The following is a 24,501-nucleotide window of genomic DNA, read 5'->3' as shown; positions in this document are numbered from 1 at the left end:
TTCCTGGAAAGAAGTTATTGAAGCAGTTACCAAATGTGCTAATTCGTCAGAAACGCTCTTGGAGACCATGTATTCGAGAATTATCTCGCTGCAAAGACTGCGGAGTGGGACAACTACAAGGCACGCGTGCATCAATGGGAACTTGACACGTACCTTAGCATACTGTAAGGGGTCCCCCCTTACAAACCTCCGCCCTGGCAGCAACATGCTGTTCATATAAATTTAACAATGGTGATAAAAATGTGTGGAATAATAGGTGTGATCGACAGGAAAAGGGCACTAATGGATGGTTCCAGTATTCGCGATGCATTAAGCCTTATGAATGAAAGAGGAAGTGGAGAAGGTGCAGGCTATGCAGCATACGGCATATACCCTGATTACCAGGACTGCTATGCCATACACGTATTCTTTGACAACCTTGTGGAACCAAAGTCCCGGGTCGATCATATGCTCCATAAATGGGGACGCATCGTGCATCAGGAAGCCATACCAACATATGAGCAGGACGGACTTAAAAGGAACCATATCCCATGGAGATACTTCTTCAAACCTTACAGTGACCTGATGGCAGGAAGTACAACTCCCGAAGATGATGTCATGAAGTACATTGTCATGGAAACAAATTCCAACATACAGGGAGCACTGATATTCTCATCCGGAAAGAACATGGGAGTGTTCAAAGCTTCCGGCTGGCCTGAGGATGTTGCCAACTTCTATCGCATTGAAGACTACAAAGGGTACATCTGGCTTGCCCACAACCGTTATCCTACCAATACACCCGGATGGTGGGGAGGAGCACATCCATTCAATCTTCTTGACTGGGCAGTAGTGCACAACGGAGAGATCACATCATACGGTACGAACAGACGTTATGTTGAAAGCAATGGATACACCTGCAGCATGTTCACCGATACCGAAGTAGTCGCATATCTTTTCGACCTTCTCGGCAGAAGGCATGGACTTCCGGAGGACGTTGTGGTAAAAGCACTTGCCCCGCCTTTCTGGGATGAGATAGACAATATGCCCGAAAAGGAACAGGAACTCAACCACGCGATCCGCCTTACCTACGGACCTGCACTCATGAACGGACCGTTTGCAATAGTAGTGGCAACTCATGAAGGGATCGTGGGATTTACTGACAGGATCAAGCTCAGGCCACTGGTCATCGGGGAGAACGAAGACCGGCTTTACATCTCAAGCGAGGAAGCTGCCATCCGCGTCATGGACCCCGATGTGCAGAACATACACATGCCAAGAGCAGGAGAACCTGTTATCGGGAGGGTGATCGCATGAGCCTGGGAAGTGTACCCCTTAAATACAAGGTTACCATCGACCGCGAGCAGTGCATGCACTGTATGCGATGTATCAATAACTGTTCATATGGCGTATTCCACAGGGAAGATGACAGGATCATCATCGATTCCCGAAAGTGTACCGCATGTCACCACTGTATCTCCATGTGCCCCAGGGATGCCATATGCCTGAAAGAAAGACCTGTGGATTATCGCAGCCATCCGCTCTGGACAGCTGAGGCACGTGAGGACATCATCAACCAGGCACGTACAGGGAAGATCATCCTTGCGGGAATGGGAAATGCAAAACCCTATCCGGTGATCTTCGACAGGCTTGTGCTTGATGCCTGCCAGGTAACAAACCCGAGTATCGATCCGCTGCGTGAACCAATGGAGCTTCGAACATATCTTGGAAAGAAGCCATCAAGGCTTGAGATCGATAAGAAGGACAATGGTGACATCGAGTTGCTAACCAAACTCACCCCTAATCTCAAGCTTGAAACCCCCATCATGATTGGACACATGAGCTATGGTGCTATCAGCCTGAACGCACAGCTAAGCCTTGCAAAAGCTGTAGAAAAGACAGGAACTTTCATGGGAACCGGAGAAGGAGGTCTTCATGAGGCTATCTACCCATACCAGAAAAATATGATCGTACAGGTGGCATCCGGCCGTTTTGGTGTGGACATCAACTACCTCGAAAGAGGTGCTGCCATAGAGATAAAGATAGGACAGGGTGCTAAACCGGGTATCGGAGGCCACCTTCCAGGGGAAAAAGTATGTCAGGATGTTTCCTGCACCCGTATGATACCTCTTGGAAGTGACGCTATCAGCCCTGCACCGCATCATGATATATACAGTATCGAAGACCTTGCACAACTTGTGAGAAGCCTTAAGGAAGCTACCGAGTGGAAAAAACCTGTGTTTGTAAAGATAGCAGCTGTGCACAATGCTGCGGCAATTGCAGCAGGTATTGCACGTTCCTCGGCAGACGCTGTGGTAATCGACGGATTCCGCGGAGGTAGCGGAGCAACACCAAAGGTCTTCAGGGACAATGTAGGCATTCCTATCGAGGCAGCTGTTGCAAGTGTTGACCAGAAGCTAAAGGACCAGGGCATCAGGAACAAGATCTCGGTCATTGCAAGTGGCGGTATCCGCAACAGTGCAGATATTGCAAAATCGATCGCTCTTGGAGCAGATGCAGTCTATATCGGCACAGGAGCACTTATCGCAATGGGCTGCCGTGTTTGTGGCCAGTGTTACAGAGGTATGTGCCCATGGGGTATCGCAACCCAGAGACAGGACCTGGTCGATCGCCTCGATCCGGAGATAGAATCCGAGCATGTGGCAAACCTCATCCGCTCATGGACACTTGAGCTTAGCGAGCTGATGGGGGCTGCCGGAATCAATAGTATTGAAAGCCTAAGGAGCAACAGAAGCCGTCTGCGAGGATACATGCTGGACGAAGGCACTTTGGATGTCCTGCAGGTAAAACCGGTGGGGGCCTGAGAACATGAAAAAAGCAGAGATCGATGCAAAAGGCATGCACTATACCCCCCTCAATAAAATGATAAGAGAGGCGGTCAAAAACGGTGCAAAAGAGATCGTCGTAGACAATGTGCTAGGACAGAGATTCATTGCGGATGGATTGAAAGGTGATGTCACCATCAGGATCAACGGAGTTGCAGGAGGGGACCTTGGAATGTTCATGAACGGCCCCACCTGCATAGTGAACGGAAATTGCGACCATGCCCCCGGCAATACCATGGATGGAGGAACAATTGTTATCCACGGAAGTGCAGGAGATGCCGTAGCACATAGTATGCGCGGCGGAAAACTGTTCGTGGAAAAGAACATCGGCTATCGCGGAGGCATCCACATGAAGCAGTATGAGGAAGATCGCCGCCCTGTACTGGTAGTAGGCGGTTCTTCACATGCATTCCTTGGAGAGTATATGGCAGGAGGCCTTATCCTGGTACTGGGTATCGGACAGGAAAATCCGGTAATGGACCGTGGGATCGGCAGTGGCATCCACGGAGGAATGATAGTTATCCGCGGGGAAGTGAAGGATGAGCTTCTGGGAGTTGGTGCCAGAAAGATGGAATTCGGAGAAAAGGAGCTTGAAATGATCACCCCATATGTAGAAGAGTTCTGCAAACATTTCGACACGGACCCCTCCGGATTGCTGGATACGAACTATACATGCATAGTACCTGCAAGCACCAGGCCGTTCGCAGGCAAGTACACATGGGAGTGATAACATGTATGAAAGGAATTATACAGATCTTGAAAGCAATATCTGGCATACCGGGAAGTGTGCATGTTGCGGCGCCTGTGTTGCAGTTTGCCCGGCAAACTCACTTTTCTTTGAAACAGGAGAGAATTCCACACACCCTTTGAATGACGGATACTGCAAATCAACTGTTGACGGGGTGTCCTGCGGTGCCTGCTATGAGGTCTGTCCGAGGATAGATGAAAGGGAGATTCAGACCATTGGAAATTCGATAGATATAGTATCCGCCTCGGCAAACTTCGATGTTGAGAAGAAGCAAAGCGGAGGTGCGGTCACTGCCATTCTTATGAACGCTCTGGAACAGGGTCTTGTGGATGCGGTAATCACAGTTGCCGAAGATCCATGGAGCCTCAAGCCAAGGTCAACGATCATAACTTCCAGTGAGATGATAAACAAACATGCCGGAAGCCGGTATAACTGGTGGGTGCCCCTTTTATGGGCACTGAAGGAAGCTGTCATCACCAAAAAATACCGCAATATCGCGATAGTAGGTGTGCCCTGCGTGGTCCAGGCGATCAAGGAGATGCGCAAAAGTGAGCGTGACCTTATACGGCCATTCAGGGATTCCATCCGGCTGATGATCGGTCTTTTCTGCACAGAGACATTCGACTATGAGAAAATGGTCGAAGGAAAGTTAAAAAATGAACTGGGTATCGACCCATGGCAGATCAGGCGTCTTGATGTTCCAGGCAAACTGGAGATCACGACCGAGAACGGAGAAATTCACACGATCCCGCTTTCCGAACTTGATGACTGCATACGTCCGGGTTGTGCCATTTGTACAGACCTGACAGCACCTGATGCAGATATTTCTGCCGGGTCCATTGGAAGTCCGCAGGACCAGACCACACTAATCATACGCACACCTGTAGGGAACAAGTTATTCAGGAGCGCTGTTGATGAAGAAAAACTTGTGGTATCAGATGAAGTGGACCTGCGGCCTATAGAGGCCCTTGCAAACAAAAAGGCGAAAAGGAGAGTATAAATCAGGATCTGCCTATCAGGCATCACCGCCTGATAGTTTTTGCTCGCAGTGATACTTTCGGTTATTACTTTCAATATGCTCACAGCAGGTACAAATAATAGGTACAATATACGTTATGCGAAGTTGGAGAAAGTGTCAATGCCTGCCTATACCGTTACGGAACTGAACAATTTTATCAAAAATATACTGACAACTGACCCGAATCTGAACAATGTCTGGGTACAGGGAGAGATATCAAACCTCACAAAGCATGGGTCAGGCCATTATTATTTTACCATCAAGGACAAAAAGAGCCAGATAAGCTGTGTTAGTTTCAGGTCCGTGAACAGGACACTTCGGTTCGAGCCTGAAAAGAACATGAAGGTCCTTGTTTTCGGATCTGTGGATGTATATACCATCCGAGGCCAGTACCAGCTGCGTGTGATGGACATGCGCCCGGATGGGATCGGGGAATTGTACAAAGCTTACGAACAGCTTAAGGAAAGGCTTGAAAAGGAAGGACTTTTCAGCGATATCCACAAGCAAACCATACCGAAATTCCCAAAAAGGATCGGTGTTGCCACCTCTGCCACCGGTGCTGCAATACATGACATACTTAATGTGATCGGGCGCAGATACCCTGTTGACATACTACTCTCACCTACCATCGTACAGGGAGAAAAGTCTGCGGAAAGTATCGTACATTCCATAAAACTGCTGAACAGGACCGATGTGGATGTGATAATAGTGGGGCGTGGTGGCGGTTCTCTTGAAGACCTCTGGTCCTTTAATGAGGAAGCGGTCGCAAGAGCTATTTTCAATTCCGAAAAGCCCATTGTTTCAGCAGTGGGCCACGAAACTGATTTTACCATATCTGACTTTACAGCCGACCTTCGGGCACCAACACCATCTGCAGCTGCAGAGCTTGTAGTGCCTGATCAGAAGGAGGTCAAACGACACCTGATGAACCTGTCCATGAGGATGGAAAGCGAAATGCGACACCTCATGTCTGAAAGAAAGAAGCACCTCGAACACCTTCGGGAAAAGATAGAGCCTGAACATTTCAGGGATATGCTAAGACAGGATTACCAGCACCTTGATGAGCTCACATCAAAGCTGACAACATCCATTGGCAGAATTGTAGATAACAAGGCATCCGAACTCAGGCTTCATGCTTCCAGGCTCAATTCGGTCAGCCCTTTGAACACCATGGGAAGAGGGTACAGCATTGCAGTATCCCCTGATAGCAGGAGGATCATCACAAACGTTGCCGATGTAAAGGAAAAAGATGGAGTTGATGTAATTGTCAGCGATGGTATTCTGGAATGCAATGTTAAGAGCATAAGGGACGACAGGAAGAAGTACCTGCTATTTGAGAGGTGAACATATGGGAAAGATGGATAGTACCGACGATATTAATGAAGACAATATTAATGAAAAGAGCATTGATGAACTTACATTTGAAGAAGCGCTTGAAAAGCTGGAAACCATTGTTGAGCATCTTGAAAGGGGACAGCTTACCCTGGATGATAGTATCGGGACCTTCGAGAAAGGCATGAAGCTGGCACTTCTCTGTAACCGGAAAATAGAGGCTTCTGAAAAGAAAATCGAGCTCCTGATAGAAAAGAACGGTAAACTTGCGACAGAACCATTTAGTGAAATGGAATGATCAGGAAGGAAGAAGAAACAATCATATAATATGATATGATATATTTTTATAAGTAGATACCCATGGAATCAAGAAATTATAAGTAACCCTTTATCCATATGGAAAATTACAATGTCAGAACTTCAAAATTTGTCATGCTGTATCGACGGCCTTGATGAAATCCTCGGGGGATTCAGGAAACCGTCAACAATACTGGTTGCGGGTACGGCAGGGGTTGGCAAGACCTCAATGATACTGCAGATGCTATCAAATGCTGCCAAAAAAGGAGAAAAAACACTATACATACCTCTTACAACGGAAACCGCCGGGAAAGTTGAGAGGCTGCACTCCATATACCCGTTCCTGGATGAGAATGTCAAAGTATATCCGGTAAGCCGCCCTGCATCTGAGAAGGACCCGTTGAGCACATTGATAGATATAGGAAATGTAATTGCATCAGAAAATCCCGACCGTCTGGCCATTGACCCGATCACACCCATAGGATTTGGTTTTGTTGAGCAGGAAAGAAGGCGTTTCTTCTACACACTGGATTCCATGCTTAAAGAATCAGAATCCCTGGTAATGCTCACAGGAGAACTTCTTGAAGACCAGATACATGGATATGTTGCCAGCCACCTTACAGATGGTATCATATATCTTTCAAAAGAGAACTCCGGTTATCATACTGCCCACAAACTGAAAGTCCTGAAGATGCTTGGCATCGAACCGAACAACAAGGCAAGGCGTACTGCCCGCGAATACAGTTATGACGTCAGCTCAGAAGGATTTACAGCATACCCACGCTTGATCGTTGAAGATGTAGATGAGCTTACTGAGACCAGGATCAAGTCCGGAGTGGAAAACTTCGACCTTATGCTTCACGGCGGGATGATTGCCGGCAATAGTACCCTTATTGCAGGTGAGCCCGGAACAGGAAAAAGCATATTTGGATGGCAGTTCCTCATGGAAGGACTGAAGAACGGAGAGAAGGGCATAATAGTCACATACAACGAACTCCCACAGCAGATCATTCAGGGAGCGGCAAAGTTGGGATATGACATGCAGCAATACGTTGATTCCGGAATGTTAAAGTTCATCCATTCTAATCCGGAGGAGATCCATCCCGATGAACATGCCACAAGAATAAAAGAACTTGTGGAAAGCATGGAAGCTACAAGGCTTTTAGTAGATGGATTGATCAATCTGGAAATAACGTTCCCCGACATTATCAAACTCCGCGGGTATCTTCAGCGCCTTACAGCCTATCTGAAGACCAGAGGGGTCACATCGGTCATTACCACGGAACTGAACGCTCAGGAAAATGACAGGATCATGAGCAAAGATGCCTCTTTTATTGTTGATACCGTAGTAACGGTCAGGCAGGTAGTATTCTCGAATGAGGTTAAAAGGTACATAAGAATACTCAAATCCAAAGGTTCTAAACATGCACTGAACATGCGTGAGTATGTAATAGAAGAAACTGGAATAAAGATCAACTGTGATGTTATTCTTTAAAAGATAGCTTAAATTCGCTTGAAAAATGAAAAAAATAAGAGATAGCCAGATAGCTTTCAAATATATCTTTTTTATCAGATCGCGTGGATCGACCTCTCAACAGTGGTTCCGAGCTCCGTGAGGTCGTACACGCCACCATCTTCGCTTAACAATTCTTTTTCGACAAGCTCGGCCAGTATCTTATCAACAGATGGCTTTACCACGTGCATGTTCTTTGCGATGCGTGCTGCATCCATCTCCCCTTTAGATCCAAGCAGAGCCAGTAGTTTCTGCCTGTTCTTGTTACCTGTTATAAATCCCATTAATTCATCCATGATATCACCATAACAATGATACTAATGCATCATATAATTATTTACTCACAATCGCCTTTCAATTGTGAAAGAGGAATACTTTTATTACCTGTAATGCATATGTATGCGTGACGGGCTAGTCTGGGTAGGCCGGCGTTACCTGTAACCCGAAATCGCCGATATGCGGGAGACGAAGCCAAAAGAAGTTGTTTTGATCATTTCCAAACCTGTGATCTCAACTGAGAAGCCCCGTCCTGCTTGGATGGTGTTGGTAGAAGAACTAATTGGAGAATTGGTCCTCTTATCTTCACCGTGGGAACCAGTCGAGGCCCGGAAGGGAGCAGACCTACCATGGGCACTTGTCGCTTGTAGGGCTGCGGGGTGGAGGAGAGATCTCAGACCATTTGGTTGTGTGATGGACAGCAACTCGCGGCGTGCCCGTCACTTTGAACTTCAAACGAAAAGCATTAAATATTGCTATTGCCTTTAAGGAGAACGCGTGGCAATAAAATGCAAACCCAATGACGAGATAGCCAAGCCCGGTATGGCGCAGGATTGCTAATCCTGTGGTGCTTTGCGCCTCGGGGGTTCGAATCCCCCTCTCGTCGCTTTTTTATACACCATTGAACTCATAATGGATAATATAATCGTTGCAGGCGAAGATTATGCCAAAAACAAAACCAATTATTTCAGTGCTTAACGAAATGCCAGCAGAGAACGACGTAGCTGAAAAAGCACCCAGTGGGTGTGGTGGCTGTTCCGGTGGCACTTGCGGAGCTTTTGGAATCAGGGCAGGATCTGAAAAGGACGTCGTGATCAGGAACCTGCTTCTCTTTGCAATTATGGGAATCGGAATGCTCCTTGCATCATACCTTATTGTGAAGCTCCTGAACCTTGTCACAGGGAATTAAGAATTGACTTTTTTGTCTGTTCTATAGGGATAACGCATCTCTTTTCCACATTTCAGGCAGGTTATTGTCATATACCTGCCATGGAGCCTTATCCTCGAGCTGTTACCGGGAACCAGAAAAGAATGGCAACCCTTGCATATCCTGCGTTTTAAGTAAGAAGGAAGCCTTATGCGATATCGCATTCCGATCCGTCTTGCCAGAGCTACGTACCGGTCGCTCCTATGAGAATTGGAACTATAGTTCTCCCCTGCAAGTTTGAAAAGGTATTCGATCCTTTCAGTAGCTATATCCTTTATCAGGTTCTTTTGCTTCTTTTTTATTCGTGCCATACAAAAATACCTTTGCGTATCTTACTTGCTTACTTACTTATCCCGTAGAATGATAACCTCGATGCGAGGGTCCTTTTCGTTCACAAGCTCCTTAAACCTTTGCGGGTCAGACTCAGTGCCTTCCACACAACCATAATGCATAGGAATAGCAACTTTCGGACCTATAAGCACAGCAGCATCTGCCGCTTCCTCTTCACCCATAGTATAAAGGGCACTTATAGGAAGAAGGACAACATCTGCCTTCAGACCCTTCATTTCAGGGATGAGGTCCGTGTCACCTGCATGATATATTCTCACACCATCAAGCTCAACAATATATCCCACACCTTCTCCGCGGGGATGATTGGGCTTGTCCAGGTTATATGCAGGCACCACTTCGATGTTGACACCTTTTATTGCAAGATCACCGGTCAGAAGATCACCTTCAGCGATCCGTCTTGCATCACCCTTGAATTGTAAGTTCATTTTTTCAGGAATGAGAGTTGTAGTTGTGCTTCCACGCACCTCCCTTATGGATGCAGGATCACAATGATCAAAATGTTCATGCGTCAACAATATAATATCCGCTTCATCACCATACCCAGAGTCATCCGGCAGCACATACGGATCGATGTATACGACCCTACCCTGACCTTTCAATATAAATCCGGCATGACCGAGCCATTCTATAATGACATTACCAACCTGTGTACTTCTCATCCTATACCCTCCTTAATATCATCGAATCATTACAATTTGATCTTAAACTGAATGTGAGAACAACACGATCCATCTTAAAACTGCCGAATTCTTTTATAGTACTCGTATATCAGATGATAAAACCGTGTAATTTTTTGCACCATCGTTCGATAATATTTATATAGAAGTGGGTGTTGTATATACAATAATGCATTGTGTGTAAATATATTTGAAAATGGGTTTGAAAAATATAGACACACTCCAAAAAAAGGAAGTGACTAAAATGAAGATCAGAGTTGTAAGTTCAAAAGAAGAAATCCAGTCATTAAGTGAAAATGAAGAGATCGTTCACCTTGCATTCAGACCATCAAACACAGACATATTCTCATTAGTTGTAAAATGCCCTAGTGTTAAAGCACTTCACATCCCAAGCTCATACAAGAAAACAATATCCAAATCCGCCAAGATGTATCTTGAAATGCAGGGTATCAACCTTCTTGAAGGTGACGTATGGGGACACAGAAAAGATATCAACGAGTACTCTGAAGTCTCACAGAGCGTCTACGACCGCATAAAGGATTACAGGAACGAAGGTCTTTCCGAAGAAGAGATCAATGAGAAAATGGTCCGGGAAACAAGACTCAGTCCTGATTTCATAGAATTCCTTATGAAGCAGTAATACTGCAATTGAAAAACAAAAAAAGCTAAAAACGATAGAGGACTGTCCCACAACGGACGGTCTTTTCCACTCTTTTTAAATCGATTCATTCACCAACGATCTGAACGACCAGTTTGCGCGACCGTGCCCTGTTATCCAGATCGATGAATATTACCTGTTGCCAGGTCCCAAGAAGCATACTGCCATCGATCAACGGGAACGATTCACTTTGCCCCAGAAGAGATGCACGCACATGTGAATGACCGTTCCCATCATGCCATCGTTCGTTGTGCTTATATTCGATGTCCTTCGGTGCTATACGTTCAAGTGCCTGCTGCAGGTCATGGATAAGTCCGGGTTCATATTCCAGAGTTGTCACTGCCACAGTAGAACCTGCCGCAAAAACAGTAACGATCCCATTATTAATTCCGGATCCGCTCACAGACCTTATGACATCGTCAGTGATATCGATGATCTCGGAATTACCTTTTGTATCATATTCCAGATATCTTGTAAGAACCGGCATAATATTGATCTGCTTAGTCAATACGTGTTATTTTGATACCAGCAAGAGATACAGCCAGTACGAACAACATGAGAGCTGCCGTAAAACCATACCCCTGTGGCTCTATTTCAGCAAGGTGCACGAATATAAGCATTACAATAAACATGAGTACTGAACCTATGCTCAGAATGATCTCCATTGTTTTCTTGTTCATCACACCCTACATTACATCAGTAATACATCAATTTAACGCCGCCTTAAGAGAACAACATTTTAAAAGATGCCAATATTATCTAAACAAAAGGACATAATAGGGTTATGATATGACAGAATTTGAAAGGGAACTTGTACAGTCGTTCAATGCTTTTTTTGAAAAGAATAACGTAAGGGGGATAGCGCATCGTCTCAAACAGCACCGCTTCACACCGCAGTTTCTGGATGTCCTGGTAGACTCTCTTAACCCGGACTACTATATGGGCATCGAATGCAAAAGCATATCAGTTGAAAAAGGTGCTAATGCACTTTATTTTACCCAGCATTTCACAGTAGATAAGAAAGGTTCGCACCAGATAGACCGCATATCCGACTTCCTGAGAAGATCCGGGCGTAACGGATTTCTGGCGGTTGAACTGAGAATGGGTGCCGGGTGTGCAAGGAAAGCACATATTATCCCATGGGATGACCTTTACAGCAGGTTCCATGACGAATCGTCGCTCAAATACACGGTCAAAGAGATACAAACATACCCACCCATCGAACGCAAGAGCGGGCATTACCTTATAGAACCTGTAAAATGGAGAGCTGGAAAAAGGATCATTGAATGATAGATCTTACTGGAGTATATAAATGATTGAAAGAATCCAACAGATCAGATCAAAAGCTTTGAACTGTTCATCTGAAATACACAAGTATGATTCTGTATATGTTGTATCACACATAGATGCTGACGGTCTTACATCAGCCGGGATCATTGGCAAAGCTCTTGAAAGGGCAGGTATCGACCATTCCATCCATTTTGTCAAGCAACTGGATGAAGTTGAAATTGAGGCTATAGCCAACCAGAATCCGGAACTTGCGATCTTCACGGACCTTGGGAGCGGCATGATAGAGTCCCTCAACTCACACGGCATAAATTCGATAATATCAGACCATCACCAACCAAGGGGAGAACTGGAACATCACTTAAACCCCCATCTTTTCGGCTTCAATGGATCATACGAGCTCAGTGGCTCCGGAATGACCTACATGCTTGCGAATGCCCTTGGAGATAACAGGGACCTTGCCGACCTTGCCATAGTCGGAGCCATAGGGGACCTCCAGCATTTGAAAAAAGGACACCTCACAGGAATTAATCGCTACATTCTCGAAGAGGGCGTAAAGGAAGGCAGCCTGCATTACGAGAAGGACATAATGCTCTTTGGAAAACAAACGCGTCCTGTCTTTAAATTACTCCAGTTCGCATCCGACCCATACCTTCCCGGACTTACCGGAAATGAAGATGCATGCATTGGGTTCCTGCATGATCTCGGAATACGCTTCAGCGGAGATGAACGCTGGAGAAGATGGATCGATCTTGAGCAAAATGATAAGCAGAAAGTGGTCTCAGCACTTGTGCAATACTGCCTTCGTTCAGGTTTGCCACCATACAAGATAGAGAGGCTTATCGGAGAGGTCTACCTGCTCATGAAAGAGAAGGAAGGCACAGAAATGAGAGATGCTTCGGAATATTCCACTTTGCTCAATGCCACAGCACGCTACGGACATGCGGACATTGGCCTGGCAGTCTGCATGGGCGATCGTGGCAAAGCTTATGAATCCGCCCGCCAGCTGTTGAGCGAGCACCGGCAGAACCTTGTGAACGGACTCATGTTCGTCAAGGAGAACGGCATCACAGAACTCAACAACCTCCAGTATTTCGATGCAGGTTCCAATATCATGGAGACCATTGTTGGCATCATTGCAGGAATGAGCACATCCATCGTCGGAAACCGTTCCCTTCCGATAATAGCCTTTGCAGATTCGAAGGAAGGTGTCAAGGTCTCAGCCCGCGGAACACAGGACCTGATCAGGAAAGGACTCAACCTGTCTGAAGCTATGGCAGTGACAACAGCAGAGATCGGAGGCGCAGGAGGAGGTCACGATATCGCAGCAGGCGCCACCATACCATTCAATGTAAAAGAAGAGTTCCTGCAAAAGCTCGATTCTGTTATTGGTGAACAATTGCGCAAAAAGTGATCAGACAAAATCATCGACGTGTTTCATCTCATCTATGTCTATCAAAGTTGACATCGCGTTCGTGCGAACCTCAAAGCCCTGCTCCTTTGCCATTGCCATGGGGTTGGTCCCGCCAATGACAACAACACCGAGATGATCCCGCTCCACCGGCACATCAAGCACGCGGGAGTTTGGCTCCCCAACTTCCATAATTCCACTGATACCTGCATCCAGCATATCGGAGAGAATATGATCCAGATCATCCCTTGCGACCAATGGTGCTTCACGAAGGTTGGCAAGGATCTTTCCCGAGCCTGTTCTTAGCATCTGGGTTACAGAGGTGATATCCTGCGACATCAGGACCTCAAGAGGGTCGATGGTTGTGCTCACATAGGTCACAACATCAGTAAACCTCACCGGGTGCCCGTTCTTTATCTGTACGACCCCGCCAAGTTTAGGGTTGATCATCACACCACCTTTTAAGAGCACACCATCGATAGTGATACTGCAAACGGTAGCAATGCCCACATCGCCCCTGGAGATCCTGAAATTGCCAATACTCTCTCCCCCTTTGATGATCTTGAGGAAAGGACTGACCGACAATCCGCTCCGGATAGCCAGTGCGTATACATCGAGAATCGATTCAAGATCTTCTTCCTTAATGAGAGACAGATTGACTATAACATCACCTGCCATTGCAACCGGGTCGAATGTGGTCCTGAACATAAGGTCTTCAATACGCGACGAAGTGAACTGGACACGATGTGGTTTATTGATCATAGAGACACCTTGTCATTTCCATAAAGTAAGGAAATTACCCTATTATAGTTTTGTGTATCCCAAACACTTCTACGAGATTTGAAACTATTGTTCTCAAATAGTAACAATGCTCTCAAATAGTAACAATGCTCTCAAATACGCCAACAAAGTCCTGTGGCTGTTTCAGGAACCGCAGTTTTTCGGTGTCGTTTACGAGTTCATACATATCCCTGCCACATTCAAGACCAAATTCCGGAATGTCTACTGGAGTGATATATCTTAGCTCAGGAAGATCCTCATACCGAGGATTCCTGACAAAACCTTTATCCAGCAGATAATATGCACCACCTTCCATGTCCCTGAATGGTACATAACTGGAATCAAAGTCACAACATACCCAATTAGCCATCTTTAGAGGTTCATCGGATGCATTTATGGTCACATGACCATAATCCGGAGGAATGAGTGCAATATCCCCTGCTTTTGCCTTTATTACAACAACATCGAGAATATCATCGACTTTATGTTTCTGCAAAAGGTAGGTTGCCTCCCCTTCAAGCACCTGATATACCTCAGGATAGGATATTTCCTCACCCGGAACGTTCGGATGATAGTGACCTGCGGTCTTGACAAATTCGCGCCCCATCATTCCCGGAGGAATTACCGTAATGTCATAACGCAGGTGCTGCTTGTTGATAGTTTTAAGTTCGGCCTCGGACATGGAAAGATGCCTGAACATATAATAGAGTTCGAAGTCATCTACTGAATCGAACCATTCCCTGTCACAGACGACCTCTTTCATATCATGAAGCATCCTGATACCAGGTTCCCTTTCAACCCCACCAAATTCAATAGTATAAACCATATTTAGTACCCTCCTCTAAAACAGACCGGACCCCACCGGTCAACTGATAATGATAATAACCAAAATACGTGTTTAAGATGCCCCTAATACATATTAAATTTAACTCATCACAATAATAAAAATTGGACATTATTAGCATTGATCCTTTGAGATAGGCAAAACAACAAGCTTAAAAGTACATGAAGGACTATACAATGGGACATGGAGAGGGATATCAGAATACTGCATACTGCTGACACACATATTGGATACCGACAGTACCATAGTGAAGTGCGCAGGCAGGATTTCATTGATGCTTTTTCCAGGGTCATCGACGATGCCGTTGAGATGAAGATGGATGCTGTTATCCATGCTGGCGACCTCTTTGATTCAAGGAACCCGACACTTGAGGACATCCTTGACACGATCAATATACTCTCAAAGCTAAAGCCATACAATATCCCGTTCCTTTCAATAGTGGGAAACCACGAGAGCAAGCAGCATACCCAATGGCTAGACCTGTTCGAGAGCATGGAGATCGCCATACGACTTGGGACCGATCCATACAGGATAGGAGATGTTGCCATCTACGGAATAGACAATGTCCCAAGATCGAAGATACCACTTTTTGATTATTCGAAATTCACAGATGAGAACTGTGGAGAATGCAATATTGTAGTAATGCACCAGCTGATGTCCCCATTCCCCTTTGGCGAGTGGGATTGCGAGGAGGTCATCAAAGGACTTCCTTTTGACGTACATGCCATCCTGCTTGGAGATTACCACAAAAATGAAAAGACCAGGGTCGACCAGACCTGGGTGACCTATTGCGGCAGCACAGAACGTAACAGTGCAGCCGAAAGCGATGCCCGCACGTATAACATTATTACGATAAATGATAATGGCATCGACATCGGCAGACGTAACATCCTCACCCGCGAGTTCCTGTTCATTCCGGTTGAGCTCCGGGACAGGGATACTGCCTATGAGCTGATCATCAATACCATCAAAGAACATGATGTTTCTGAAAAGGTTGTCTTTGTGGACATTTCAGGAAACCCGGAAGTTGCCATATCCTACAATGAGATAGAGGAGTTCCTTGCGAGCCAGAATGCCCTTGTCACCCGGATCAGGGACATGAGACGCGGGGAAGATATCCTGGAAGAGAAAACTGTGGAGGTTTCCTTTTCGGACCCTGATGAGGCAGTTAAAAGAGAGATCCGGAAAATGACACTTACCAGCGGCGGCATCATGATCGATGAGATCGTAAGGGATCCGGACGTTCCAAAGACAAAGGTTGACCTTGAAGCTGAAACGCGAATCGGGAACCTGCTTTCAAGCATTGATTTCATGCAGCCGGGAACCTACGTGATCCCAAAGAATACAGAAACCGACGCTGATACGGAAACTGGAACCCCAGTCGATGAAATTTATGCCCTCGAATCTGTTAATGATCAGAAGGTCGCAGAAAATACTGACGAATATAATGCAAGCACTGGAACTGAAAAGAGTACTGCCCCAGAAGACATTATTAGCCAGGATGAAGCCGAGCCATCAAGAACATGTGAAGAAACAGAAGAAGAACTATCCGAACCACCGGGGAACAGTGCTCCAACGAAAAAGGAAGTTGAAGCCCCGAAGCCAAAGCAATACAATCTGGGGGACTACCTGTGAAACTGAAAAGGGTACGTATCGAGAACATCAGGAGCTACAAGGACCTTGACATAAGCTTCGAGGATGGTGTCACCGTGGTATCCGGTGTGAACGGGAGCGGAAAATCCAGCCTGCTGGAAGCATGTTTTACAGGACTTTTTGGTAGCCGTACCCTTTCAAAGGAATTCGTGCTCTCCGACCTTATCCGCAAGGGTGCCACAAAGGCATCCATAATAGTTGATTTTGATAACAAAGGGCATGAATACAACATTGAGCAGGGGTACAAGGTAAATCCCAAAACCGGAAGTGCATCTAACAACAAGTCGGTCTTCAAGATCGACGGGGATATCATGGTCGATCAGGCCAGCCAGACCTATGAAGCTGTAAAAGCACTCCTGAAGATGGACGAGGAATCTTACAAGAACTGCGTGTACATCCGGCAGGGAGAGATCGATGTACTGATCAACGCAAAGACAAAGGACCGACAGCGTATGATCGATGACCTGCTTCAGATAGGGAAACTGGAAGAGTACAGGGAGCGTGCAAGTAGTGCAAGGAAAGGAGTGGGAAGGCACCAGAGAGAAACAGATGCGCGCATCAAGGACAATGTTGCAGATATCGAACAAATTGAAACCTTGGACCCATATCAGGTGCTTAACACTGTCAAAACTGAGATGAATGAGACCGGAGCGAAAATTTCTGATCTTGATGCAAAGAAAGAGCGTGCCAGAGGAATTGTGGAATCCATTGAAGAGAGGATAAGCAAATACACAGAAACCCAGGAGCAAAAGAAAGCGATCGATGTTGAGATAAGGGGCTTCAAGTCAAAGGTAACGGTAACATACAGCGAAATGGAAAAGGGCAGGAACCTTGTGAGTTCCGGCAGGCAGGAAGTCCAGCAGCTTCAAAGTGCAAATGCCGACCTTTCTACGCGGATAAATATCCCTGCTGACGCTGATATTGAGAATTATGCCGTATCCATCGAAAAAGAAGAAGTCAGTGCCCGGGATGTGGTCAGCAGTATTGTCAAAAAGAGAGAGCTGGCACAAAGCAATGAGCGATCACAGAATGAATTCCTGCTTAACCTGAATGAACAGGTGAAGAAGACTTCCGTTGCCATACAGAATAAGGAAGCTAAGATCAAAAGCATTCAGGAAGATATTGAAAGACTTTCTGCAGACAGCAGGAAACTGGATGATGAGAACGAGAACAGATCAAAAGAAGCCTCAGAACTTGGATTCCCTGCTGATAAGCTCGAAAATATAGATGATATTGCTGAACTTCTGAGCATGAAGCAAAAACAGCTTCATGGAAAAGAAAGGGAAAGGTTTGCCACCCTTACAGAACTTGAAAAGAGGGTGAAGAAAGCTAAGGAGCTACTGGAGAAGGGATTATGCCCCACTTGCGGGCAGGACCTTAAAGGCTCAAAGATATGCGAAGAAACAGCAGAGGATGAAGAACAAAAAGCCGGTCTGTTGAACGAGCTCCAGAGCATACGTTCCGAACAGGCAGATGTGGAAACAAAAGTGGAACGTGTCAGGAATGCAAAAGAAATTGCAAAAAGGATCGCAGAGAACGATCACCTGACCCAGATAAAGAAGAAAGACATCGCTGCCAATGAGAAACTGATCGAAGAGAACCACATATCCATCAGGGAAGAGAAGGAGAAGGAAAGTGGTCTTAAAGAGCAGATCAGTGAGATCACGATATCGATCAGGAAGATCAAAGAGGATATTGTCACTCTGGGAAAAGATGAAACTGCTGCGATGAATTCTCACAAAGTTGTAAAAGATAAGCTCGATATTGCAAGAAAGATACGAGCTAACCAGCTTGAGATCAGGAAAGTCCAGAACGATATGCAGCGATCGCAGGATAGGATAAATAACGGGCTGGAAAAGGTCGGACTGTTCGAAGAGCAGATAAAGGACCGGAAGCAACGTCTTGACCAGCTCGAAAAGGTACTTGGTGATGTCGATATAGACAAGCTCCGAACCGAAAAGATGCAGTACGATAGTGCATACAAAGGTATCGTTTCCGAACTGGAGAAGTTTAACCTGAGGATAAAGGAACTTCATAAGGAAGTGGGGCGCGTCGAAGGTGAGATCAAGAGGCTTAATGAGCTTAAGCAAAAGCACAGGATGCTTACCAATAAAAAGGAGTTCCTCGCAGCCGTCTACAATGATGCGGAAGAGCTTGAGACCATGTACATTCGCCTGCGTGCTGAACTGCGTGCAAAGAACATTGATGCGCTTGACAGGTTACTCAATGAGATATTCTCTTTCATGTACACCAACAATGCATACTCGCACATCAAGCTTGATCAGGAGTACAATCTTACCATCTATGAAAAGGATGGCACTGCCCTTGAACCTAAATTGTTAAGTGGAGGAGAAAGAGCGATATTCAACCTTGTGCTAAGGTGTGCCATCTATCGTTTATTATCACATTCGCCCGGAACTACAGGCAGTTCTGAGCTCCCTCCCCTGATACTGGACGAGCCCACTGTTTTCCTTGATCGCGGACACGTCCATCAGCTGATAAAACTTATTGACATGATGCGGGACGTCGGGGTTGGTCAGATCCTGATAGTATCACATGATGAGTCACTGATCGATTCTGCAGACCATGTGTTCGTAGTTGAGAAAGATCCCATCACGAACAGTTCTTCCATTTCTGCAAAATGAACATCTACAGAGAAAATTGCGACCATAAGATATATTATAGCTTTTATCATTATTACTGGACAGGATAAGGGTTTGATATTAAGAGGGATCGAAAGGTTTGTGAGGTATTGAATGAGCTCCGAGAACAGGGACTTTGTCATAGAAAGGCTTGAACGAAAGCTGACTGAAAAGGAAGAAGAGATAGAGACGATCAGCACTAAACTTCGTGATTCGATCATGCGGGAACTTCGCGAGAACCTGAAGAATGACCTTGACATCAACAACCGTCTTATCAAGATCGAGCAGAAGGTCCAGGAGCTTTCAAGCAATTTAAGTGGTGTTATGGACGAGTTACTTGACCAGAAATCACAGCTCAGGTCCATGAGCACAGCCATTCCAAAAGAAAACCCGGAACCATTTAAAGTAACGGCAACACAAGATCCTTTCAACCCCCCTGCACCAAAGCCTGCAGAGGTTTCCGGGAATAAAGGTCAGCTTGCAGATACCCTGTTCGGTCAGAAAAAAGCTGCACCAACCACAATTCCGGAAAGGACCATACCTGAGCCACCAGTACCAAAGATGACACCCCCTGGGTCAAAACCATCTTCAGGATCACAGTGGAGCAAACTGGTAAACCCGAACGAGGTCAATATGGAGATCAGGGAGATAAGGACCGAAGAACCTGCACAGGAGAAAATAAGGGACATACCATCCGAATACATTGTAGCAGATGGGATCGATGCACCCCGGGACAGCAATTATTCAAGGCGTCCGGAAAATGAATGTGAATATATCGTTGCGGAGGAAGGCAAACCTTCACGTACTCGCTCAGAAACAGAGTATGAGACCGTAGAAGACCGTAATGATGAAGATACTGTGGTCACAACGACCCGCAAGAAACCTTTTTAACTCGATGACAGAGGAATCACGTGTACATCAAGGAAATTGAATTTACAAACTTCAAGTCTTTTGGGAAAAAAGTTAAAATACCATTCTTTGATGATTTTACCACCATATCGGGACCTAATGGAACCGGAAAATCCAATATCATCGACGGGATACTTTTTGTGCTCGGACTTTCCAGCTCACGTACCCTGAGGGCTGAAAAGCTGACAGACCTTATTTACAATGGAGATAAGGCAAAAAAACCTGATTTTGCACAGGTCACAATAAAGTTCGATAATGCTGACCGTGAGATGCCTGTGGACGAGGAAGAGATCACTATCAGCAGGAAGATCAGGGAAACCGAGAACGGATATTATAGTTATTTCTATTTCAACGGTAAGGCGGTCAGCCTTACAGACATCCATACCCATCTGGCAAAGGCACGTGTGACCCCTGAAGGGTATAATGTGGTCATGCAGGGTGATGTCACCCGTATCATCACTATGACAGCAGGCGAGCGCCGCAAGATCATCGATGAGATCGCCGGTGTTGCTGAATTCGACAACAAGAGAGATCGAGCTATGAACGAGCTGGAGATCGTCAGGGAGCGTGTCGAAAGGGCTGACATATTAATAGAAGAAGTTGAGAAGCAGCTGGAGAAGCTCAAGGTCGAGCGCGACCAGGCTGTGAAATACCAAGGCCTCAAACAGGAGAAAATGAAGTTTGAAGGCTTCGTACTGCTTGCAAAGCTCAAGGATGCAAAAGTGGAGCTTGAGAATATCAGCGGGGACATCGGTGCAAAAAAGGAAGTCCGGGAGAAATTGCAGCAGTCTCTTAAGCAGAAGCAGGAAAAGCTGGAAGAACTTGAGAATGAGCTTAAGGAACTCACATCCGAGATCCAGAGGATGGGAGAGGACGAGCAGATCCAGGTCAAGAAGGACATAGAGGAGATCAAGGGAGATGTCTCAAGATGTGTCAACAGCATAGAACTTGCAGATAATGAGATCGAAGACATTGATTCCAGACGTAAGAAGGCATTCCTTGATATCGAGCAAACGAAGAACAGGGTCAATGAGATCGATTCAAAGCTGTCTGAGGAAACACTCCGCAAGGACAGTATCTTTTCAGAGATATCCGAAAGAAAGACCGAGAGGATGATCCTGCAAAGCAGGATAGCGGACGTGGATGAGAAGTTTGCCCAGACCAGGGATGAACTTACATCGTTCAAGAATGAACTGGAAAATTTCAGGAACGACAAGAGCGAGCTGATGCGACAGGAAGATCGCCTGCTTGACTCCCTGAGAAGAAGGTCAGCAGAAGTAAGGGATATCGAGAACGAAATCGAGGATGCAAAGGTAAAAGCAGAATCATCAGACAGCGATACAAAGTCTGCGCAATATGAGATAGAGAAAAATACCGAGCAGATAAATTCCCTGACGAAGGACCTTGATGACCTTGAAAGCAATCGTTTCCAGATAAAGACCGTAGTAACAGACCTTGAAGCCACACTCCGAAAACAACAGCAGGATTACGCAATGCTGGAAGCGCGTGTCCGGGCGGCAGAGGATACAAGTAATTATTCCAGAGCTGTGGATATGATAATTGCCGAGAAGAAACACCACGGACTTCCCGGCATCTACGGTACTATAGCCGAACTTGGAAGCGTGGACCAGAAATATTCCACGGCCCTTGGCGTTGCAGCCGGCGGACGTATGCAGGCGATCGTGGTCGAAACAGACCAGGACGCATCGCGCGGGATACAGTTCCTGAAACAGCAGCGAGGAGGACGTGCAACCTTCCTGCCACTTAACAAGATGGAAGCAAGGCGGCCTTACAAGGACCTTTCTGACCGCAAGGGTGTCATCGGCTATGCCATTGACCTGATCGACTTTGATCCAAGGTTCGAGGCTGCATACTGGTACGTCTTCCGGGACACACTTATTGTTGATACGCTTGAAAATGCACGCCGGCTCATCGGCGGCCTTCGCATGGTAACACTTGAGGGAGAGGTCATTGAAAAGAGCGGTGCTATGACCGGCGGATCGATGCAAAGGAAGTCAGGACTCTCATTTGCAGCTTCCGAAAAGGACAAGCTCATTAAGATCGCTGAGAAGCTTACCGAATTTGAGTCAAGGCGCAATACTGCCATCAAGAAACTGGACAGCGTAGAGGGACATATTGCGGATATAAACCGTGAGATCCATGAGCTGGAGAAGGAGATCTCAAAGAAAGAAATGATCTTTGAGGAGATAGGCAGCAGGGCAGAGCGCCTCAGCCAGCTTATTGAGGCAAAGAACGTCGAGCTGACACAGATAGAAGAACAGCGTTTGAAACTCCGCGAAGAAATGGAACTTGTCGTTGCCCAAAAGAATGAGAAGGACGAGAAATCCGGGGAACTGGAAGAGAAGATCGCTGTTATTGAGGAGAAGCTTTCCGAATCAGAGATACCAGAACTTAACAGACAGGCTGAACGCATCGATGAAGAGATGCGAAGGCTGGACGGGCGTATCCGTGACATTGAAGCTGATATCAATGCCCTGAACCTTGACCGCGAGTATGCTTCATCCAGGATCGAAGACAGTCGCCAGCTTGTCAAGGAGATGGATGAAAAGAGATCGAGCCACCGTGAACGTGTGGACGGCTTTAAAGCGAAGATAACCGAGCTGGAAGCCACTCTTAAGAACAAGCAGCAGCGTGAACAGGAACTTACGGACGAACTTAAGGAGATGCAGCAAAAGCGTGCCATTAAGCAGACCGAGTATAACGCTGCGGAAAAGGATCATTTGGCCACCAGATCAAGACTGGACGATGCTGACAAGTCTATGATGGCACTGGAAGCCACACTTAGTGCCCTTGTTGACCAGACAAAGGACCTGAAGGAAGAACTGGAAAGGCGCGGTATCGAAGAGGTCGAAGATGTGCCCAACTACGAAACCGTCAGCACAAGGATAGCATCCATAGAAAAAGCCATGGAACGCCTGGAACCTGTGAACATGAGGGCCATTGATGAGTACGACGAGGTTGATGCAAGGGTTGTAGACCTTAAGACCAGAAGAGCCATTCTCTTCAATGAAAGGGAGCAGATCCTCGACCGTATCGACCAGTATGAGACCCTGAAGAAAGATGCTTTCATGGAAACATTCAACGGCATCAATGAGCCTTTCAAAGAGATATTCAACGAGCTTTCCGATGGTAGCGGAGAACTTGTACTTGATGATCATGAAGATCCTTTCAATGGAGGATTGACGCTTCGGGCACAGCCAAAAGAGAAAACGCTCCAGCGTCTGGAAGCGATGTCCGGTGGAGAGAAAAGTCTTACCGCCCTGGCTTTCGTGTTCGCCATCCAGCAATACCGCCCGGCTCCTTTCTATGCATTTGACGAGATCGATATGTTCCTTGACGGTGCAAATGCGGACAGGGTCGCCCAGCGTGTGAAGAAGGCCGGAACAAAAGCACAGTTCATTGTAGTATCCCTGCGTAAACCGATGATCGAAGCGGCTGAACGTACCATTGGCGTCACCATGCAGGAGAACAATATCACGAGCATTACGGGTGTGAAATTACGTTGAACGAACTTTCTGAAGGTATGGAGGAAAGCGAGAGCAACACCCAGGAAATCACTAACATCCCAGGCAGCTCTGTTGACCCGGAATTCCTGGAAACACTACGCACTCTCGGTGTTGATGAGTCGCTGATAGAGTTCTCAGATGATGTGCTCTGCGAACCTGTGGAGATCTTCGTCAAGCTTGCCAAGGACGGGGACATCAACCCATGGGATATAGATATCGTGCAGGCTACAGACAAGTTCCTTGCATATATTGAAGATATGAAGCTGATGGACCTGAGAATATCAGGCAGGACGCTTTTGTATGCAGCCATACTCCTCAGGATGAAATCAACCGGTATCGTTCAGGAAGAAGAGGAAGAAGATGAGGATTTCCTGGACGATGAGATGGATTTCTATGAAATTGAAGAATACCCGGTCCCAAAACTGCCCATTCGCCGTACTGCGACCCGACCCGTAACTCTCCAGGAGCTTATTACAGAACTTAAAAAGGCAGAAAGGGTCGAGACCAGAAGAAAGGACAGAAGAATACGCCATCGTATCGAGGTAATGGACAGGGCGACCACCGAAGATGTACTTGGTATCGCGCATGAGGAAGATATCCGGGGCAGGGTAGATACCCTTTATGAGTACCTTGAAGAGCTGTTCAGGGATCGCGAAGAAGTTATGTTCTCGGACCTGATCGAGAACTCCAACAGCCGCTCTGAAAAGATGATGACATACATTTCATTGCTGTTCCTTGCATCTGAAAAGAGAGTATGGCTATCACAGGAAGAGCTTTTTGGTGAGCTATATGTCCATCAGGGTTGCGAGATCGAATGACATTTTGAAG

The 24,501-nt window shown here is 46.2% G+C and carries 23 protein-coding genes, 1 tRNA gene, 1 other RNA gene and 1 pseudogene; 19 read left to right on the top strand and 7 right to left on the bottom strand.

Going from position 1 to position 24,501, the window contains the following annotated elements; genetic code table 11:
- Positions 1 to 54: 54 nt before the first annotated feature.
- The 8 genes and pseudogenes from E7X56_RS12225 to E7X56_RS09340 form a co-directional block, all read left to right on the top strand.
- Positions 55 to 168, top strand: a pseudogene (locus E7X56_RS12225) (hypothetical protein); the annotation flags it as partial.
- A 72-nt stretch (positions 169 to 240) separates the two neighbouring features.
- Positions 241 to 1,293: a glutamine amidotransferase family protein gene (locus tag E7X56_RS09370; protein ID WP_135606496.1), complete on the top strand. Its 1,053-nt coding sequence runs from the start codon at positions 241 to 243 to the stop codon at positions 1,291 to 1,293.
- Positions 1,290 to 2,801 (top strand): glutamate synthase-related protein, encoded by a 1,512-nt coding sequence (locus E7X56_RS09365; RefSeq protein ID WP_135606495.1) that lies wholly within the window; start codon positions 1,290 to 1,292, stop codon positions 2,799 to 2,801. Before E7X56_RS09370 ends, E7X56_RS09365 begins: the two co-directional genes overlap by 4 nt.
- Before the next feature lie 4 nt (positions 2,802 to 2,805).
- Complete coding sequence (locus E7X56_RS09360; RefSeq protein ID WP_135606494.1) at positions 2,806 to 3,549, top strand: hypothetical protein; 744 nt, start codon at positions 2,806 to 2,808, stop codon at positions 3,547 to 3,549.
- A 4-nt stretch (positions 3,550 to 3,553) separates the two neighbouring features.
- Positions 3,554 to 4,570: a Coenzyme F420 hydrogenase/dehydrogenase, beta subunit C-terminal domain gene (locus E7X56_RS09355; RefSeq protein WP_135606493.1), complete on the top strand. Its 1,017-nt coding sequence runs from the start codon at positions 3,554 to 3,556 to the stop codon at positions 4,568 to 4,570.
- 138 nt (positions 4,571 to 4,708) lie between these two features.
- Positions 4,709 to 5,932 (top strand): exodeoxyribonuclease VII large subunit, encoded by a 1,224-nt coding sequence (gene xseA / locus E7X56_RS09350; protein WP_135606492.1) that lies wholly within the window; start codon positions 4,709 to 4,711, stop codon positions 5,930 to 5,932.
- Positions 5,933 to 5,936: 4 nt separating this feature from the next.
- Complete coding sequence (xseB, locus tag E7X56_RS09345) at positions 5,937 to 6,218, top strand: exodeoxyribonuclease VII small subunit (RefSeq protein ID WP_135606491.1); 282 nt, start codon at positions 5,937 to 5,939, stop codon at positions 6,216 to 6,218.
- Between the two features lie 111 nt (positions 6,219 to 6,329).
- Positions 6,330 to 7,712, top strand: coding sequence for an ATPase domain-containing protein (locus E7X56_RS09340; RefSeq protein WP_135606490.1), 1,383 nt, complete (start codon positions 6,330 to 6,332; stop codon positions 7,710 to 7,712).
- A gap of 74 nt (positions 7,713 to 7,786) precedes the next feature.
- Here E7X56_RS09340 and E7X56_RS09335 read toward each other — a convergent pair whose 3' ends face one another.
- Entirely contained in the window at positions 7,787 to 8,026 is a 240-nt protein-coding gene (locus tag E7X56_RS09335) for a transcriptional regulator (RefSeq protein WP_091688041.1), read from the bottom strand.
- A gap of 108 nt (positions 8,027 to 8,134) precedes the next feature.
- Between E7X56_RS09335 and ffs the strand changes: the two genes are divergently transcribed.
- The 3 genes from ffs to E7X56_RS09320 all read left to right on the top strand — a co-directional run bounded on the left by ffs (position 8,135) and on the right by E7X56_RS09320 (position 8,916).
- Positions 8,135 to 8,449: signal recognition particle sRNA (gene ffs, locus E7X56_RS09330), an RNA gene on the top strand.
- Between the two features lie 79 nt (positions 8,450 to 8,528).
- Positions 8,529 to 8,613 (top strand) — tRNA-Ser (locus E7X56_RS09325).
- Between the two features lie 57 nt (positions 8,614 to 8,670).
- Positions 8,671 to 8,916: a hypothetical protein gene (locus tag E7X56_RS09320; RefSeq protein WP_135606489.1), complete on the top strand. Its 246-nt coding sequence runs from the start codon at positions 8,671 to 8,673 to the stop codon at positions 8,914 to 8,916.
- On the opposite strand, the gene E7X56_RS09315 is transcribed toward E7X56_RS09320, so the two are convergent.
- Positions 8,913 to 9,245, bottom strand: coding sequence for a ribonuclease P protein component 4 (locus E7X56_RS09315; RefSeq protein ID WP_135606488.1), 333 nt, complete (start codon positions 9,243 to 9,245; stop codon positions 8,913 to 8,915). The genes E7X56_RS09320 and E7X56_RS09315 overlap by 4 nt on opposite strands.
- Positions 9,246 to 9,278: 33 nt before the next feature.
- Complete coding sequence (locus E7X56_RS09310) at positions 9,279 to 9,944, bottom strand: MBL fold metallo-hydrolase (RefSeq protein WP_135606487.1); 666 nt, start codon at positions 9,942 to 9,944, stop codon at positions 9,279 to 9,281.
- A gap of 262 nt (positions 9,945 to 10,206) precedes the next feature.
- On the opposite strand from E7X56_RS09310, the gene E7X56_RS09305 reads away from it, so the two are divergent.
- Positions 10,207 to 10,602: a DUF1699 family protein gene (locus tag E7X56_RS09305; RefSeq protein ID WP_091688033.1), complete on the top strand. Its 396-nt coding sequence runs from the start codon at positions 10,207 to 10,209 to the stop codon at positions 10,600 to 10,602.
- An 85-nt stretch (positions 10,603 to 10,687) separates the two neighbouring features.
- Here the strand turns inward: E7X56_RS09305 and E7X56_RS09300 are convergent, their stop codons facing one another.
- Positions 10,688 to 11,107 (bottom strand): secondary thiamine-phosphate synthase enzyme YjbQ, encoded by a 420-nt coding sequence (locus E7X56_RS09300; protein WP_135606486.1) that lies wholly within the window; start codon positions 11,105 to 11,107, stop codon positions 10,688 to 10,690.
- Positions 11,108 to 11,120: 13 nt separating this feature from the next.
- A complete protein-coding gene (locus E7X56_RS09295) occupies positions 11,121 to 11,300 on the bottom strand; it encodes a hypothetical protein (protein ID WP_135606485.1) in 180 nt (59 codons plus the stop codon).
- 109 nt (positions 11,301 to 11,409) lie between these two features.
- Here E7X56_RS09295 and E7X56_RS09290 point away from each other — a divergent pair, with 109 nt between their 5' ends.
- Positions 11,410 to 11,910, top strand: coding sequence for a hypothetical protein (locus E7X56_RS09290; RefSeq protein WP_091688027.1), 501 nt, complete (start codon positions 11,410 to 11,412; stop codon positions 11,908 to 11,910).
- A 22-nt stretch (positions 11,911 to 11,932) separates the two neighbouring features.
- On the top strand, positions 11,933 to 13,321 hold the full coding sequence (locus tag E7X56_RS09285) for a DHHA1 domain-containing protein (protein ID WP_135606484.1): 1,389 nt from the start codon (positions 11,933 to 11,935) through the stop codon (positions 13,319 to 13,321).
- Here the strand turns inward: E7X56_RS09285 and E7X56_RS09280 are convergent, their stop codons facing one another.
- The gene (locus E7X56_RS09280; RefSeq protein ID WP_135606483.1) at positions 13,322 to 14,080 is read right to left on the bottom strand and encodes a DUF128 domain-containing protein; all 759 of its coding nucleotides are present in this window, start codon (positions 14,078 to 14,080) and stop codon (positions 13,322 to 13,324) included.
- Positions 14,081 to 14,192: 112 nt separating this feature from the next.
- The gene (locus E7X56_RS09275; RefSeq protein WP_135606482.1) at positions 14,193 to 14,924 is read right to left on the bottom strand and encodes a glucose-6-phosphate isomerase family protein; all 732 of its coding nucleotides are present in this window, start codon (positions 14,922 to 14,924) and stop codon (positions 14,193 to 14,195) included.
- 201 nt (positions 14,925 to 15,125) lie between these two features.
- Here E7X56_RS09275 and E7X56_RS09270 point away from each other — a divergent pair, with 201 nt between their 5' ends.
- The 5 genes from E7X56_RS09270 to E7X56_RS09250 all read left to right on the top strand — a co-directional run bounded on the left by E7X56_RS09270 (position 15,126) and on the right by E7X56_RS09250 (position 24,491).
- On the top strand, positions 15,126 to 16,577 hold the full coding sequence (locus E7X56_RS09270) for an exonuclease SbcCD subunit D (protein ID WP_135606481.1): 1,452 nt from the start codon (positions 15,126 to 15,128) through the stop codon (positions 16,575 to 16,577).
- A complete protein-coding gene (locus E7X56_RS09265) occupies positions 16,574 to 19,240 on the top strand; it encodes an AAA family ATPase (RefSeq protein ID WP_167879503.1) in 2,667 nt (888 codons plus the stop codon). Before E7X56_RS09270 ends, E7X56_RS09265 begins: the two co-directional genes overlap by 4 nt.
- Before the next feature lie 111 nt (positions 19,241 to 19,351).
- Positions 19,352 to 20,128, top strand: a complete 777-nt coding sequence (locus E7X56_RS09260; RefSeq protein ID WP_135606479.1) for a hypothetical protein — start codon at positions 19,352 to 19,354, stop codon at positions 20,126 to 20,128.
- Positions 20,129 to 20,148: 20 nt separating this feature from the next.
- The gene (gene smc, locus E7X56_RS09255) at positions 20,149 to 23,673 is read left to right on the top strand and encodes a chromosome segregation protein SMC (RefSeq protein ID WP_135606478.1); all 3,525 of its coding nucleotides are present in this window, start codon (positions 20,149 to 20,151) and stop codon (positions 23,671 to 23,673) included.
- Positions 23,670 to 24,491: a segregation/condensation protein A gene (locus E7X56_RS09250; protein ID WP_371413365.1), complete on the top strand. Its 822-nt coding sequence runs from the start codon at positions 23,670 to 23,672 to the stop codon at positions 24,489 to 24,491. The genes smc and E7X56_RS09250 overlap by 4 nt, the downstream gene beginning before the upstream one ends.
- Positions 24,492 to 24,501: the final 10 nt, after the last annotated feature.

It is taken from the genome of Methanococcoides sp. NM1 (genome assembly GCF_900774285.1).
GTDB lineage: Archaea > Halobacteriota > Methanosarcinia > Methanosarcinales > Methanosarcinaceae > Methanococcoides > Methanococcoides vulcani.
Note: the sequence above shows the minus strand (reverse complement) of the source record. Positions and strands in the feature narration are given on the sequence as shown.

Excerpts from the sequence above, each read along its gene's own strand:
- E7X56_RS09355 (WP_135606493.1), top strand. The coding sequence starts at position 3,554 with ATGTATGAAAGGAATTATACAGATCTTGAAAGCAATATCTGGCATACC.
- E7X56_RS09320 (WP_135606489.1), top strand. The coding sequence starts at position 8,671 with ATGCCAAAAACAAAACCAATTATTTCAGTGCTTAACGAAATGCCAGCA.
- E7X56_RS09340 (WP_135606490.1), top strand. The coding sequence starts at position 6,330 with ATGTCAGAACTTCAAAATTTGTCATGCTGTATCGACGGCCTTGATGAA.
- xseB (WP_135606491.1), top strand. The coding sequence starts at position 5,937 with ATGGGAAAGATGGATAGTACCGACGATATTAATGAAGACAATATTAAT.
- xseA (WP_135606492.1), top strand. The coding sequence starts at position 4,709 with ATGCCTGCCTATACCGTTACGGAACTGAACAATTTTATCAAAAATATA.
- E7X56_RS09370 (WP_135606496.1), top strand. The coding sequence starts at position 241 with ATGTGTGGAATAATAGGTGTGATCGACAGGAAAAGGGCACTAATGGAT.
- E7X56_RS09295 (WP_135606485.1), bottom strand. The coding sequence starts at position 11,300 with ATGAACAAGAAAACAATGGAGATCATTCTGAGCATAGGTTCAGTACTC.
- E7X56_RS09285 (WP_135606484.1), top strand. The coding sequence starts at position 11,933 with ATGATTGAAAGAATCCAACAGATCAGATCAAAAGCTTTGAACTGTTCA.
- E7X56_RS09335 (WP_091688041.1), bottom strand. The coding sequence starts at position 8,026 with ATGGATGAATTAATGGGATTTATAACAGGTAACAAGAACAGGCAGAAA.
- E7X56_RS09275 (WP_135606482.1), bottom strand. The coding sequence starts at position 14,924 with ATGGTTTATACTATTGAATTTGGTGGGGTTGAAAGGGAACCTGGTATC.
- E7X56_RS09260 (WP_135606479.1), top strand. The coding sequence starts at position 19,352 with ATGAGCTCCGAGAACAGGGACTTTGTCATAGAAAGGCTTGAACGAAAG.
- E7X56_RS09310 (WP_135606487.1), bottom strand. The coding sequence starts at position 9,944 with ATGAGAAGTACACAGGTTGGTAATGTCATTATAGAATGGCTCGGTCAT.
- E7X56_RS09305 (WP_091688033.1), top strand. The coding sequence starts at position 10,207 with ATGAAGATCAGAGTTGTAAGTTCAAAAGAAGAAATCCAGTCATTAAGT.
- E7X56_RS09365 (WP_135606495.1), top strand. The coding sequence starts at position 1,290 with ATGAGCCTGGGAAGTGTACCCCTTAAATACAAGGTTACCATCGACCGC.
- E7X56_RS09270 (WP_135606481.1), top strand. The coding sequence starts at position 15,126 with ATGGAGAGGGATATCAGAATACTGCATACTGCTGACACACATATTGGA.
- E7X56_RS09300 (WP_135606486.1), bottom strand. The coding sequence starts at position 11,107 with ATGCCGGTTCTTACAAGATATCTGGAATATGATACAAAAGGTAATTCC.
- E7X56_RS09315 (WP_135606488.1), bottom strand. The coding sequence starts at position 9,245 with ATGGCACGAATAAAAAAGAAGCAAAAGAACCTGATAAAGGATATAGCT.
- E7X56_RS09280 (WP_135606483.1), bottom strand. The coding sequence starts at position 14,080 with ATGATCAATAAACCACATCGTGTCCAGTTCACTTCGTCGCGTATTGAA.
- E7X56_RS09360 (WP_135606494.1), top strand. The coding sequence starts at position 2,806 with ATGAAAAAAGCAGAGATCGATGCAAAAGGCATGCACTATACCCCCCTC.
- E7X56_RS09290 (WP_091688027.1), top strand. The coding sequence starts at position 11,410 with ATGACAGAATTTGAAAGGGAACTTGTACAGTCGTTCAATGCTTTTTTT.